General features: G+C 71.3%; 12 protein-coding genes. 7 read left to right on the top strand and 5 right to left on the bottom strand.

The genetic code is table 11. The annotated features are described in order from the left end of the window. Positions 1–599: alcohol dehydrogenase catalytic domain-containing protein (locus SACPADRAFT_RS30470; RefSeq protein ID WP_007024293.1), on the bottom strand; the 599-nt coding region annotated here is incomplete at its 3' end. A gap of 121 nt (positions 600–720) precedes the next feature. On the opposite strand from SACPADRAFT_RS30470, the gene SACPADRAFT_RS0210280 reads away from it, so the two are divergent. Further along, the gene (locus SACPADRAFT_RS0210280) at positions 721–1,758 is read left to right on the top strand and encodes a sugar-binding transcriptional regulator (RefSeq protein WP_007024292.1); all 1,038 of its coding nucleotides are present in this window, start codon (positions 721–723) and stop codon (positions 1,756–1,758) included. After that, positions 1,755–2,684, top strand: a complete 930-nt coding sequence (locus tag SACPADRAFT_RS0210275; RefSeq protein WP_007024291.1) for a pseudouridine synthase — start codon at positions 1,755–1,757, stop codon at positions 2,682–2,684. Before SACPADRAFT_RS0210280 ends, SACPADRAFT_RS0210275 begins: the two co-directional genes overlap by 4 nt. Before the next feature lie 199 nt (positions 2,685–2,883). On the opposite strand, the gene SACPADRAFT_RS0210270 is transcribed toward SACPADRAFT_RS0210275, so the two are convergent. The 3 genes from SACPADRAFT_RS0210270 to SACPADRAFT_RS0210260 form a co-directional block, all read right to left on the bottom strand. Beyond that, entirely contained in the window at positions 2,884–5,370 is a 2,487-nt protein-coding gene (locus SACPADRAFT_RS0210270) for a DNA gyrase/topoisomerase IV subunit A (RefSeq protein WP_007024290.1), read from the bottom strand. Between the two features lie 73 nt (positions 5,371–5,443). Next, entirely contained in the window at positions 5,444–7,501 is a 2,058-nt protein-coding gene (locus tag SACPADRAFT_RS0210265) for a DNA gyrase/topoisomerase IV subunit B (protein WP_007024289.1), read from the bottom strand. A gap of 146 nt (positions 7,502–7,647) precedes the next feature. Continuing rightward, positions 7,648–8,682: a DNA polymerase IV gene (locus SACPADRAFT_RS0210260; RefSeq protein WP_028662377.1), complete on the bottom strand. Its 1,035-nt coding sequence runs from the start codon at positions 8,680–8,682 to the stop codon at positions 7,648–7,650. Between the two features lie 249 nt (positions 8,683–8,931). Between SACPADRAFT_RS0210260 and SACPADRAFT_RS0210255 the strand changes: the two genes are divergently transcribed. The 3 genes from SACPADRAFT_RS0210255 to SACPADRAFT_RS0210245 all read left to right on the top strand — a co-directional run bounded on the left by SACPADRAFT_RS0210255 (position 8,932) and on the right by SACPADRAFT_RS0210245 (position 11,225). Beyond that, complete coding sequence (locus SACPADRAFT_RS0210255; RefSeq protein WP_007024287.1) at positions 8,932–9,867, top strand: ribonuclease Z; 936 nt, start codon at positions 8,932–8,934, stop codon at positions 9,865–9,867. Positions 9,868–9,935: 68 nt separating this feature from the next. Continuing rightward, the gene (locus SACPADRAFT_RS0210250; RefSeq protein ID WP_007024286.1) at positions 9,936–10,214 is read left to right on the top strand and encodes a WhiB family transcriptional regulator; all 279 of its coding nucleotides are present in this window, start codon (positions 9,936–9,938) and stop codon (positions 10,212–10,214) included. A gap of 285 nt (positions 10,215–10,499) precedes the next feature. Beyond that, positions 10,500–11,225, top strand: a complete 726-nt coding sequence (locus tag SACPADRAFT_RS0210245) for a class I SAM-dependent methyltransferase (protein ID WP_007024285.1) — start codon at positions 10,500–10,502, stop codon at positions 11,223–11,225. A 36-nt stretch (positions 11,226–11,261) separates the two neighbouring features. On the opposite strand, the gene SACPADRAFT_RS0210240 is transcribed toward SACPADRAFT_RS0210245, so the two are convergent. Next, positions 11,262–11,672, bottom strand: a complete 411-nt coding sequence (locus SACPADRAFT_RS0210240; RefSeq protein WP_007024284.1) for an arsenate reductase/protein-tyrosine-phosphatase family protein — start codon at positions 11,670–11,672, stop codon at positions 11,262–11,264. A gap of 56 nt (positions 11,673–11,728) precedes the next feature. On the opposite strand from SACPADRAFT_RS0210240, the gene SACPADRAFT_RS0210235 reads away from it, so the two are divergent. Next, entirely contained in the window at positions 11,729–12,127 is a 399-nt protein-coding gene (locus SACPADRAFT_RS0210235; RefSeq protein WP_233357155.1) for an ArsR/SmtB family transcription factor, read from the top strand. Further along, positions 12,127–13,236, top strand: coding sequence for an ACR3 family arsenite efflux transporter (gene arsB, locus SACPADRAFT_RS0210230; protein WP_007024282.1), 1,110 nt, complete (start codon positions 12,127–12,129; stop codon positions 13,234–13,236). Before SACPADRAFT_RS0210235 ends, arsB begins: the two co-directional genes overlap by 1 nt. Positions 13,237–13,391 lie beyond the last annotated feature (155 nt).

Genomic DNA, 13,391 nt, shown 5'->3' with positions numbered 1-13,391 from the left:
CGGGGCAGCCGGGCCGGGTCGCGGTCGACGACCGTGACCCGCGCGCCCGAGGCCCGCAGCAGCCGGGACAGGATCAGCCCCATCGTGCCCGCGCCGACGACGAGGAACCGCTCGCCCACCTCGACACCGATCCGGCGCAGGCCGTGCACCGCGCACGAGACCGGCTCCACCAGCGCGCCCTGCCGGTCCGTCATGCCCTCCGGCATCCGGTGGCAGGTGGCGGCGGGAACCGCGACGTACTCGGCGAACGCGCCGTCCACGGTGTCGCCCGTGGCACCCCAGCCGGCGCAGAGGTTGCCACGTCCCGCCCGGCAGGGGCCGCAGGCCCCGCAGAACCGCGACGGGTCGACGGCGACGCGCTCGCCCACCGCGCGTCCCGCCCCCACGTCCGGGCCGAGCGCGACCACCTCGCCGGCGAACTCGTGCCCGGGCACGATCGGGTACGGCGTGGGCGGGAAGTGCCCGTCCGCGATGTGCAGATCCGTGCCGCAGATCCCGCACGCCCCGACCCGGACGACGACCTCCCCCGGCCCCGGCACCGGATCGGGCACCTCGGCGACCCGAACCGTCCCGGGTTCGTCGACGACCACCGCCCGCATTCCGCACCTCCCGCTCATCTGAGCGTGTGATCTGACTCTCACGCTCTGCTGGGCAGAGATTGAACGACTCAACAGCGACATCCGTCAATGATTCGGCGGCGATCCGTTCTATAATGCTCAGATGAGCACACAGGGGGAAGGATTCGGGCTGGCGGACTCGGTGTGGGCCGCCGGCATGGCCCACCGGTTCTACGTCCGGGGACAGTCCAAGATCGAGATCGCGGAGGAGTTCGGCGTCAGCCGGTTCAAGGTCGCCCGTGTCCTGGACACGGCGCTGCGCACCGGCCTGGTCCGCCTGGAGTACGACCTCGGCGAACCCGTCGACCCGGCACTGTCCGAGGACCTCCGCTCGGCCTACGGACTCCGGCGGGCGTTCGTGCTCGACAGCACCGACGGCGAGCGGCCCCGGGAGGAGCGGCGCGAGCGTCTCGGAGCCCTGGCCGCGCGGCTGCTCACCGAGACCGTCACCGCCACCGACGTCCTCGGCCTGTCCTGGGCACGGTCGGTGAACGCGATGGCCGGCAAGATCGCGCGACTCCCCCGTTGTCCGGTGGTGCAGTTGTGCGGGGTGCAGACCGGCATGGACCTGCGGGACCGCTCCGTGGAGACGGTGTCCCGGCTGGCCGACGTCTCCGGCGGACCCGCCTACCCGATCTCCGCCCCACTCGTGCTGCCCGACGCACACACCGCCGACGTCCTGCGCGGGCAACCCGGCATCGCCGACGCGTTCGGCCGGTTCCGCGACCTCACGAAGGCCGTGGTCAGCATCGGCGCGTGGCGGGAGGGCGAGTCCACCGTCTACGACTCGCTCTCCCCCGCCGAACGCGACGCGCTCCGCAACCGCGGCGCGCAGGCGGAGATCGCGGCGCGGCTGTTCGACGCCGAGGGCGGCACGCTGTCCACGGGCCTGGACCGGCACGTGCTCGGGATCACCCACGAGGAGCTGCGCCGGGTGCCCGAGGTGGTCGCGCTCGGCTACACACCGGCGAAGGCCGAGGCCGTCGACGCCGTGCTGCGCTCCGGACTGGTGTCCACGCTCGTCACCGACGCCGACACGGCGCGGATCGTGCTGGACCTGGCCGCCGCCCGCCCACCCGCGACCGGTGCCGACGGTGACGGCCGCGCCCGGCCCGCGGGCGGCTACAGTGCGGACCGATGAGCCGAACCAGACGTCCCCCCTCGCCGTTGCCCCAGCGGGACGGCCTCGACGCCGTCCGGGTGCGGCTGCCCACGCACGGGCCGTTCACCACCGTGCGGGACTTCCTCGTGCGGCGGCTGCACCGGCTGCCCCCCGGGCGGGTCGACGCGATGCTGCGCGAGGGACGCTTCGTGACGCGGGACGGGCCGGTCACGCCGGACACGCCGTTCACCCCGAACGCGCTCGTCTGGTTCCACCGGGACGCCACCGACGAGGTGCGCGTCCCGTTCGAGCTCGGCGTCGTCCACCGCGACGACGACCTCGTCGTGCTCGACAAACCGCACTTCCTGGCGACCACCCCGCGGGGCAGCCACGCCCGGGAGACCGCGCTCGCGCGGGCCCGCCGGGAACTGGACCTGCCGGGCCTGAGCCCGGTGCACCGGCTCGACCGGGCCACCGCGGGTCTGCTGCTGTTCGTCACCCGGCCTGAGCTGCGCAGGCCGTACCAGACCCTGTTCAGCGAGCGGCGGGTGCACAAGCAGTACGAGGCCGTCGCACCGTACGACGCGGAGCTGGCGCTGCCGCGGACGGTGCGCAGCCGCATCGTCAAGAAGCGCGGTGTGTTCGCGGCACAGGAGGTGCCCGGCGAACCCAACGCCGAGACCCACGTCGCGCTGCTCGACCACCGGGACGGCCTCGGCCGCTACCGCCTGCGGCCCCGCACCGGGCGCACGCACCAGCTCCGGGTGCACATGAACAGCCTCGGCGTGCCGATCCTCGGCGACACCCTCTTCCCGGAGGTCGTCGAGACCGCCGACGACGACTTCCGCGACCCCCTGCAACTACTCGCCACGGTCCTGGAGTTCGACGACCCGCGCACCGGCACCCCCCGCCGCTTCACCACCCACGCGACCCTCGACTCCTGGCCCCCCACCCCCGCGAGTTGACACTCCGGCCCCGCGAGTCGCCGCCCCAGACCCGCGAGTCGCCGCTCCGGACCCGCGAGTCGCCGCCCCAGGCCCGCGAGTCGCCGCTCCGGGCCCGCGAGTCGCCCCGCACGGGAGCCATCACACCCACCCGCACCGACACGGTGAGTCGACTCGTGAGCCTGGAGTGTCAACTCGCGGCCGTGGGGTGGGGGCCGGGTCAGGCGCGTTCGATGAGGCGGCCGACGACGTCCGGGGTGGTGTCGAGGGCGGTGCCCGAGGCGTCCCGGCGGGGGTCGGGTTCGGGCAGTTCCACGATCTCGCCCCTGGCCGTCGAGGCCGCCGGGCGGGGGCCGACCCACGCCGTGGTCAGCCGGTCCTCCCCCTTGAGGAACCGCTGTGCCCGCACACCGGCCGTGGCGCGGCCCTTCGCCGGGTACTCCGCCAGCGGGGTGACCTTCACCGTCTCCCCGGTCGCGGTGATCACCATCGGTTCGCCGTGCTCACTGTCGTCGGTGCGCACCGCGCCGAAGTACACCACCTCGGCCTCGCCGGACAGCGAGATCCCCGCGACCCCGCCGCCGCGCAGCCCCTGCGGGCGGATCAACGAGGCGTCGTAGTGCAACAGCGACGCCTGCGACGACACGAACGCCAACGTCTCCGCACCGTCGGTCAGCCACCGCGCGCCGACCACCTCGTCGCCGTCCTTGAGCGTGAGCAGGTCGAACTCGTCCGACCGCACCGGCCAGTCCGGCGCGCACACCTTCACGATCCCGCGCCGGGTGCCGAGCGCGAGCCCCGGCGAGCCCTCGGCCTGCTCGCCCAGCGGCGCCACACCGACGACCCGTTCGCCGGACTCCAGCGGCACGAGCTCCCGCACCGCCACCCCGCCGCGCAGCGACACGGTACCCACCTGCTCCGGCAGCACCGGCAACGGCAGGACGTCGGTCCGGAACGCCCGGCCCCGGTTCGTCACGAACAGGACCCGCCCCCGCGCCGTGGTGTGCACCATCGCCGCCACGGCGTCGTGCCGGGCACGGCCGCTGCGCCGGCGTCCCTCGACGGCCTCCTCGGACTCCGCCGCCGTCCGGGCCACCAGCCCGGTCGCCGAGAGGATCACCTGACACGGGTCGTCGGCCACCTCCAGCGGACCCGCGGGCTTGGACGCCTCCAGCACCTCCTTGAGGTCCCCGTCGATCAACGCCGTGCGGCGCGCGGTGCCGAAGTCCTTGGCGACCCTGGTCAGTTCCTTGGACACGAGCTTCTTCAGCACCGACTCGTCGTCCAGGATCGTGGTCAGTTCCGCGATCTCCGAGCGCAGTCGCTCCTGTTCGGACTCCAGCTCGATCTTGTCGTACTTGGTGAGCCTGCGCAGCGGCGTGTCGAGGATGTAGGTGGCCTGGGTGTCGGACAGCTTGAACCGCGTCATCAGCCCGTCCTTGGCGGCCTTCGCGTTCTCGCTGCCCCGGATCAGTCTGATCACCTTGTCGATGTCCACCAGCGCCTTGAGCAGCCCTTCCACCAGGTGCAGCCGCTCCTCCCGCTTGCGCCTGCGGTAGCGGGTGCGGCGGGTGACCACCTCGTACCGGTGGGCCAGGAACACCTCCAGCATGCCTTTCAGACCCAGGGTCCGCGGCGTGCCGTCCACGAGCACGAGGTTGTTGATGCCGAACGACTGCTCCAGCGGCGTGAGCCGGTACAGGTCGGCCAGCAGCGCCTGCGGGTTGACACCGACCTTGCACTCGATCACCAGCCGGGTGCCGTTCTCCCGGTCGGTGAGGTCCTTGACGTCGGCGATGCCGGTGAGCCGTTTGTGCTTGTTCACCTCGTCGGTGATGCGTTCGATCACCTTCTCCGGGCCCACGCCGTAGGGCAGTTCGGTCACCGTGATGCCCTGCCTGCGGCTGCCCTCGATCGGGCCGGTGGTCACCGTCGCCCGCATCCGCACGACCCCGCGCCCGGTCTCGTAGGCCTTGCGCACCTGGTCCAGCCCGAGCAGCTGCCCACCGGTGGGCAGATCCGGGCCGGGCACGAACTCCATCAGCTTGTCCAGCGAGGCGTTCGGGTGGTTGATCAGCCACTTGGCCGCGGCGACCACCTCGCCCAGGTTGTGCGGGATCATGTTCGTCGCCATCCCGACGGCGATCCCGGACGTGCCGTTGACCAGCAGGTTCGGGAACGCCGCAGGCAGCACCTGCGGCTCCTGCAGCGACCCGTCGTAGTTCGGCCGGAAGTCGACGGTGTCCTCGCCCAGCTCCCCGACCAGCGCCATCGCCTCGGGCGACATCCGTGCCTCGGTGTAGCGGCTCGCGGCCGGCGCATCGTCGACGGAACCGAAATTGCCGTGCCCGTCGACCAGCGGGACGTTCATCGAGAAGTCCTGCGCCAGGCGCACCATCGCGTCGTAGATCGCGGAGTCGCCGTGCGGGTGGTAGCGGCCCATCACGTCACCGACCACACGGGACGACTTCACGTAGGCGTGGTTCGGCCGGTAGCCGTTCTCGTTCATCGAGAACAGGATCCGGCGGTGCACCGGCTTGAGACCGTCCCGGGCGTCGGGCAGCGCCCGGGAGTGGATGACCGAGTAGGCGTACTCCAGGTACGAATCCTCCATCTCGGTCTTGACCGGGTTGTCGAAGATCCGCGCGCCCGCCTGGTCGAAGGCGGCCGGGTCGACCCGTGTGGTGGTGTTCTTGCGGCGTGCCATGGTTCAACGAGCTCCTGTGGTGTTCAGCGCGGGAGGGGCGGGCGGCCCGGACCGTGCCCGGGTCCGGCCGTGCTCAGACGTCGATCGCGGCCCGGTCCACCCGCTCGGCCGAGGTGATCAACCAGTTGCGGCGCGGCTCGACCTTCTCCCCCATCAGCAGGTCCAACGCCGCCTCGGCGGCGTCGACGTCGTCGAGCGTGATGCGGCGGACGGCCCGCGTCGCGGGGTTCATCGTGGTCTCCCACAGCTCGTCGGCGTCCATCTCGCCGAGTCCCTTGAACCGCGGGACGGGCGTGACGACCTGCTTGCCCGCCTCCTCCAGCTCGGCGACCTTCGCCTCCATCTCCCGCTCGGTGAAGGTGTAGAAGGTCTTCGAATCGCGCCCCTTCGTGGTGATCTTGTGCAGGGGCGGCATCGCCGCGTAGAGCCGTCCCTGTTCGATCACCGGCCGCATGTACCGGGCGAACAGCGTGATCAGCAGCGTCCGGATGTGCGAGCCGTCCACATCGGCGTCGGCCATCAGGATCACCCGGCCGTAGCGCAGCGCCGACTCGTCGAACGTCCGCCCGGTCCCGGCGCCGAGGACCTGCACGATCGAGGCGATCTCGGCGTTCTTCAGCGCGTCACCGAGGTTCGCCTTCTGCACGTTGAGGATCTTGCCGCGCAGCGGGAGCAGCGCCTGGTACTCCGAGACCCGCGCGAGCCGGGCTGAACCCAGCGCGCTGTCCCCCTCCACGAGGAACAGCTCGCTGCGCGCCACCCCGGTCGTGCGGCAGTCCACGAGTTTCGGCGGCATGGCCGCGCCCTCCAGCGCGGTCTTGCGCCGGGCCGCGTCCTTCTGCTGCTTCTGCGTCAACCGCACGCGCGAGGCGTCGACGATCTTCTGCAGCACCGTCTTCGCCTCGGCCTTGGTTCTGCGGTGCTCGGCCCAGGCCTTCAGGTGCTTCTCCACGAGACCCTGCACGACCTTGGTGATGCCCGCGGTGGAGAGCTCGTCCTTGGTCTGCGAGGTGAACTGCGGCTCCGGGATCCGCACGTGGACGACGGCGGTCATGCCCTCGTAGATGTCGTCCAGGGTGGGCATGTCCTCCTTGGGCTTCAACAGCCCGCGGGTCTTGGAGATCGCGTCGTGCACCGCCCGGGTCAGCCCGCGCTCGAATCCCTTGCGGTGCGTCCCGCCGTGCACGTTGCGGACCGTGTTGGCGAAGCACTCGACGGTGCGCTCGTACCCGGTCCCCCACCGCAGCGCGATCTCCACCTCGGCGCGGCGTTCCACATTGGACTGCATGACGCCGTTGGCGTCCGCGGCGTTCTCCTTGTACGTGCCCTCACCGGTGATCAGCTGCGTCCCGCACACCGGGCGGTCACCCGCGGGTGCGAGGTACTCGACCATGTCGGCGACGCCGTTCGGGTAATGGAAGGTCTCCTCGTTGATGGCCGCGTCGGTGGCCGTGCGCAGCACGTAGGTGACGCCGGAGACCAGGAATGCGGTGTGCCGGAGCTTGGTCCGCAGCGCCTCGATGTCCAGGCCCGCGCCCTTCTCGAAGTAGCGCGCGTCGTACCAGTAGCGGATGACGGTGCCGGTCGACTCGCCGCGCTTCATCTTCCGCACGGTCCGCAGGCCGGACTGCCGGGTGAACTTCGCCTTGGGCCCGGGTCCGTCGAACACGCCGGGCACACCGCGCGCGAACGACATCTCGTACACCGTGCCGTCGCGCTTGACGGTCACGTCGAGCCGCAGCGACAGCGCGTTCACCGCCGAGGCGCCCACGCCGTGCAACCCGCCGGAGGCCTTGTACCCCGAGCCGCCGAACTTGCCCCCGGCGTGCAGCCGGGTGAGCACCAGTTCGACCCCGCTGAGCCCGGACTTGCCGTGGGTGCCGACCGGGATGCCCCGGCCGTCGTCGGAGACCTCCACGCTGCCGTCGGCGTGCAGGGTCACCACGATCCTGCTCGCGTGCCCCGCGACCCCCTCGTCGGTGGAGTTGTCCAGGATCTCGGAGAACAGGTGGTTGACGCCGCGACTGTCGGTGGACCCGATGTACATGCCGGGTCGCTTGCGCACCGCTTCCAGACCCTCGAGATGGGTCAGGTCGTCGGCCCCGTACAGGGGCTCGGCAGAGGCAGTCACGTGTCGCTCTCTTTCCCGTTCGTGATACGCCCGGATCGTGGATGCCCGTGGCTCGCTCGGTCAACTGTTCGACCGCGGCAACAGCGTAATGCAGGGTAACGGGCCGTCAACGGCGAGCATGAGGTGCAACGTCGGTGTGTTCCGACTCATTCCCGCTCGAACTCGGCGCGCACGCCCAGCAGACGCACGGGACGGTCCAGTTCGAACCGGCCGAACACGGACTGCGCGGCCCGTTCGAGCGCGGCACCGTCGCTGGTGGGTGCGGACAGGGTGACACTGCGTGTCCGCGTGATGAACGGTGCGAACCGGACCTTGACCGCGACCCGGGCGGCCGGCCTGCCCTCGGCCAGCACGTCCGCGGTGACCCGTTCGCTCAGCAGGCTCAGCTGGGCGCGGAGCTCGTCCGGATCGGCGACGTCCCGCGGGAACGTGGTCTCCCGGCTGCGGGAACGCGGGACGTACGGGGTCGCGGTGACCTCTCGATCGCCCGCCCCGTGCGCCAGCAGCCGGTAGTAGGGCCCGAGGCGCGGACCGAACCGCACGGCCAGTTCCGCGGGGTCGGCGGCGGCGAGCTCGGCCACGGTGTGGATCCCGCTCTCGGCGAGCCGGTGCCGGGTCTTCACCCCGATTCCCCACAGGGCGTCGGTGGGGCGGTGCGCCATCACCTCGGCCCAGTTCTCCGCGGTCAGCCGGAACACGCCCGCCGGCTTCGCGAAGCCGGTCGCCAGCTTCGCGCGGTGCTTGTTGTCCCCGATGCCCACCGAACAGGACAGGCCGGTCCGGCCGGCCACCTCCGCACGGACGCGCCCCGCCAGTGCCTCCGGATCGTCGGTGCGCACACCCAGGAACGCCTTGTCCCAGCCGACGACCTCGACGACCACGCCGGGCAGGTCCCGCAGCGTCGCCATGACACGGCCGGAGACCTCCTCGTAGGCGGGCGCGTCGCTGGGCAGGAAGACGGCGTCGGGACAGCGCTTCGCCGCGGTGCGCAACGGCATGCCGGAGTGCACCCCGAACTCCCGGGCCTCGTAGGACGCGGTGGCCACCACGCCCCGCCCGGTCGGGTCGCCGGAGCCGCCCACCACCACGGGCCGTCCACGCAGCTCGGGGTGCCGCGCGACCTCCACCGCGGCGAGGAACTGGTCGAGATCGACGTGCAGTATCCGGTCCTGTGTGGACACGGGCCGCAGTATGCGCCGCCCCGGCCACGCCGCGCCACTCGGAAGGGGCGCCGGACAGTCACGCACGGGTGATTGACCACCGCGGGGGTATCGGGTGGGCATAGAACCGGGACGAACGGGATACCCGGTCGGGCGGATTGACGAACCGACACACGGACCGCCGGTGGAGCACGGCGGCGTCCCGGCCGGTGACGGGAGGTGAGGTGAGAATGAACGGTAGGTACGGCGGATGACGGAACGCGTCCGGGAGTGACCGCCCGGGAACTGGTCGTGCTGGGCACCGGCAGTCAGGTGCCTTCGCGGGACCGCGCCCAGAACGGGTACCTGCTCCGCTGGGACGACGAGGGCATCCTGTTCGATCCGGGCGAGGGCACCCAACGGCAGATGACGTTCGCGGGTGTCTCCGTCCGCGCGGTGACGCGGATGTGCCTGACGCATTTCCACGGTGACCACTGCCTGGGTGTCCCGGGAATCGTGCAGCGGATGTCGCTGGACGGTCTCCCGAGCGCCGTCGCCCACTATCCCGCGACCGGAGCCCGGTACTTCGACCGACTGCGCCATGCGAGTGTGTTCCACGCCACGACCGAGCTGACGGAGCACCCCGTCGAACGGGACGGCAGGATCGCGTCCGGTCCGTTCGGCGAGTTGCGGGCTCGACGGCTGGATCACCCGGTGGAGGCGTTCGGATACCAGCTCGTGGAGCCGGACCGCGTGCACCTGGTGCCCGACCTTCTCGAACGGCACGGGGTGCGCGGACCGGACGTCGGCAGGCTCCGGCGGACGGGCACGGTCGACGTGGGCGGACGCACCGTGACGGTGAACGAGGTGAGTGTCACACGTCCGGGGCAGCGTTTTGGTTTCGTCATGGACACCCGGTTGTGCGAGAATGCTTTCGCGCTGGCCGAGGACGCCGACCTGCTGACCATCGAGTCGACCTTCCTGAGTTCCGAGGCCGACCTCGCGCGGCGGTACGGACACCTTACCGCGGCAGAGGCCGGTCGGGTCGCGGCCGAGAGCCGGGTCCGCACATTGGTGTTGACCCATTTCTCGCAGCGTTACACGAAACCGAGCCACACGGAACCGACTCGGTTTCATGACGAAGCGGCCGAGGTATTCGGCGGCGACATCGTGGTCGCCAGGGATGTGAGCCGAATCCCCGTCCCGCGCCGGGTGCGCCCGGAATAGCGGAACAACCGACGTGCGTTGTCTCCGCATAGTTGCCTGTTTTTCGCCGGAAGGAGGCGGCACGCCACATGAACAATTTCGACTGGCGGCATCATGCCGCCTGCCGCGACGAGGACCCCGAGCTGTTCTTCCCCGTGTCCGACATGGGACCGGGCGCCCAGCAGACCGCGCGCGCCAAGGCGGTGTGCGCACGCTGCCCCGTGGCGAACGAGTGCCTGGAGAGCGCGATCGAGAACGGCCTCGACCACGGGATCTTCGGCGGCACCACGGAGCGGGAACGGCGTGATCTCGTGCGCGCCCGGCGTCAGCGCGCACGGCAGTCGGGAATTCGCGGAAACGCCGCCTGACACCGTTCTCACACCGTTTTCGCAACTCAACAACCGAACACCGACAACGCCGGGCCGTGCCCGCCGTCGACGTGAGTGGTTTTCCGCGCCCCCGGGTTCTCCGCCCGGGGGCGCGGTCGTGTGTGCGGCCCGTGTTCCCGCCGCCCCTCCCGTCCGGTACCCGCTTCCGGTCACCGGATCGGCACGCGCCGTGGCCCTCGGTGCGGCGGCCGACGGCGATGGGCGTTACGATTCGATCAAGTACCGATACCGGTGCGCTATCGAAGCCGGACACAGGGAGCGGACGTGACGGACACCCCCACGGGCAACGAGTTCTCCGCCGCGACGGGCCGGGAGCTGGAGAGCGACCACGGCAAGCCGCGTTACCTCGCGTACCAGCGGGAGCTGATCGGCCCGCACTGCGGACGGTCGGTGCTGGAGGTCGGGGCGGGCCTCGGCGAGTTCGCCGACGGGTTCACCGGGTCCGACCGGTACGTGGTGACCGATGTGGACTCCGGTGCGGTGGAGCGGATGAAGCGACGCTTCGCCGACCGGCCCGAGGTGGAGGTCCAGCAGTACGACATCGACGGGCGGACCCGGCTGTCCGAGCCCGTCGACACGCTCGTCGCGATCAACGTGTTGGAACACATCGCCGATGACGTGACCGCCCTGCGTGAGTTGTCCGAGTCGCTCACCCCCGCCGGGAACATCGTGCTGTTCGTGCCCGGGTATCAACAGCTCTACGGGGAGTTCGACCGCAAGGTCGGCCACCACCGCCGCTACACGCCGGCGACGGTGTCCGAGGCGGCGCGCCGGGCCGGGCTGCACGTCGAGGTGGCGCGCCCGGTGAACTTCCTCGGCGCGTTCGCCTGGTGGGCGGCGGTCCGCAAGGGCGGTGCGGGTGCGCCGAATCCGCGTCTGGTCGCGTTGTACGACCGTTTCGTGGTGCCGGTCACCCGCGCGCTCGAGAAGGTGATCCCGGTCCCGTTCGGTCAGTCGGTGCTGTGCGTGGCCCGGCGCACCGACGCCTGAGCCGGTCCCACGCCGGAGCACGGGTCGCCTCGGCGGTCAGGGTGCGCCGTCGAGCAGCTCGGACAGCAGCGCCCGGACCCGGCGGTCGATCTCGTCGCGGACCGGGCGGACCTCCTCCACCGGCCTGCCCGCGGGGTCGTCCAGTTCCCAGTCCAGGTAGCGCTTGCCGGCGAAGACGGGACAGGTGTCGCCGCAGCCCATCGTGACGACCACGTCGGCGGCCTCGACGTCGTCGGTGGCCAGACGGGTCGGCACCGCGGCGGTGATGTCCAGACCCCATTCGGCGAGCGCGGCCGCGGCCGCGGGATTGACCCGCTCCCCCGGCTCGGACCCGGCCGAGCGGACCGCGACGCGGCCGAGCGCGTGGTGGGCCAGCAGCGCGGCCGCCATCTGTGAGCGGCCCGCGTTGTGGACGCAGACGAACAGGACCTCCGGCCGGTGGGCCATGGACTCTCCCGGATGATCGAGCGGGACACGAACGGTTGGTCGGCTCACCGTACCCGATGACATCATTATCGAGTGATGTATGGTCGCGCACCATGCCCGCCCTCGACCCCACGCCGCCCCCGGCCGACACGGTCGTGCCCACCGACGCGCTGCCGACGGACGCGCTGCGCCTGCTCGCGGACCCGCTGCGGGCCACTCTCGTCGGCCTGCTCGCGCGGGAGACGCTGTGCACCTGCCACCTGGTCGACGAGACCGGGGCGAGCCAGACCAACATCTCCAACCATCTGCGGCTGCTGCGCGGGGCGGGCCTGGTGGTCGCGGAACCGCACGGCCGCTACACCTACTACCGGCTGCGGCCGGAGGCGCTCCGGGCGATCGCGGCGACGCTGACCGGCCTCGCCGAGCGCGCCGAGGCCGCCGGATCCGCACTCACCGGGAACAGGAGGCCGTGCTGATGACCCGGCCCGTGGACGAGTCCGACGACACCGACGTCCTGCGGAAGCTGTCGTCGCTCGACCGGTTCCTCCCGGTGTGGATTCTCGCGGCGATGGGCGCCGGGCTGCTGCTCGGTGCCGTGCTGCCGGGCCTGCGGGACGTGCTGGACGCCGTCACGATCGGCCAGGTCTCCCTGCCGATCGCGCTGGGACTGCTGCTGATGATGTACCCGGTGCTGGCGAAGGTGCGCTACGACCGGCTCGACTCGGTGACCCGCGACCGGCGCATGCTCGTGCTCTCACTGCTGCTCAACTGGGTGGCCGGGCCCGCCCTGATGTTCGCGCTGGCGTGGCTGATGCTTCCCGACCTGCCCGAGTACCGCACCGGCCTGATCATCGTCGGGTTGGCCCGTTGCATCGCCATGGTGATCATCTGGAACGACCTGGCGTGCGGTGACCGCGAGGCCGCCGCCGTGCTCGTGGCACTGAACTCCCTGTTCCAGGTGCTGATGTTCGGCGTCCTCGGGTGGTTCTACCTCGACGTACTGCCCGGGTGGCTGGGCCTGGACACCACCTCGATCGACGCCTCCCCCTGGACGATCGCGCTCAACGTCGTGATCTTCCTCGGCATCCCCCTCGCGGCCGGGTACGTCTCCCGCCGTGCGGGCGAGCGTACGAAGGGCCGCGAGTGGTACGAGAACCGCTTCCTGCCGAGGATCGGCCCGGTGACGCTGTACGGACTGCTGTTCACGATCGTCGTCCTGTTCGCCCTGCAGGGGGAAACGATCAGCGAGCGGCCCGGCGACGTCGCCCGGATCGCGCTGCCGCTGCTGGCGTACTTCGCGCTGATGTGGGCGGGGTCGTACGCCGTCGGCCGGGCCGCCGGACTGAACTACGCCCGCACCACGACGCTGGCCTTCACCGCCGCGGGGAACAACTTCGAACTCGCGATCGCCGTGGCCATCGGCGTGTTCGGGGTGACCTCGGGGCAGGCGCTCGCCGGGGTCGTCGGCCCGCTCATCGAGGTTCCGGTGCTCGTCGCGCTCGTCTACGTCAGCCTCCGGCTCCGCAGTCGTTGGCACGCGCGTGTCCGGGGACCGGAGACCCCGGACGTCGACTCGCGGGCATGAGGTGGCGACTCGCGGGCATGAGGTGGCGACTCGCGGGCATGAGGTGGCGACTCGCGGGCATGGGGTGGCGACTCGCGGGTGTGGGGTGGCGACTCGCGGGGTTACATGGACTTGGCCTTGAGGTAGCGGGTGGCGCTCGGGGCCTGGGCGGCGAG

The sequence above is a fragment of the Saccharomonospora iraqiensis subsp. paurometabolica YIM 90007 genome, from assembly GCF_000231035.2.
In the GTDB taxonomy this organism is placed as follows: Bacteria; Actinomycetota; Actinomycetes; order Mycobacteriales; family Pseudonocardiaceae; genus Saccharomonospora; species Saccharomonospora paurometabolica.
The sequence above is the reverse complement of the archived record's forward strand: the minus strand, read 5'-3'. Positions and strand labels throughout refer to the sequence as shown.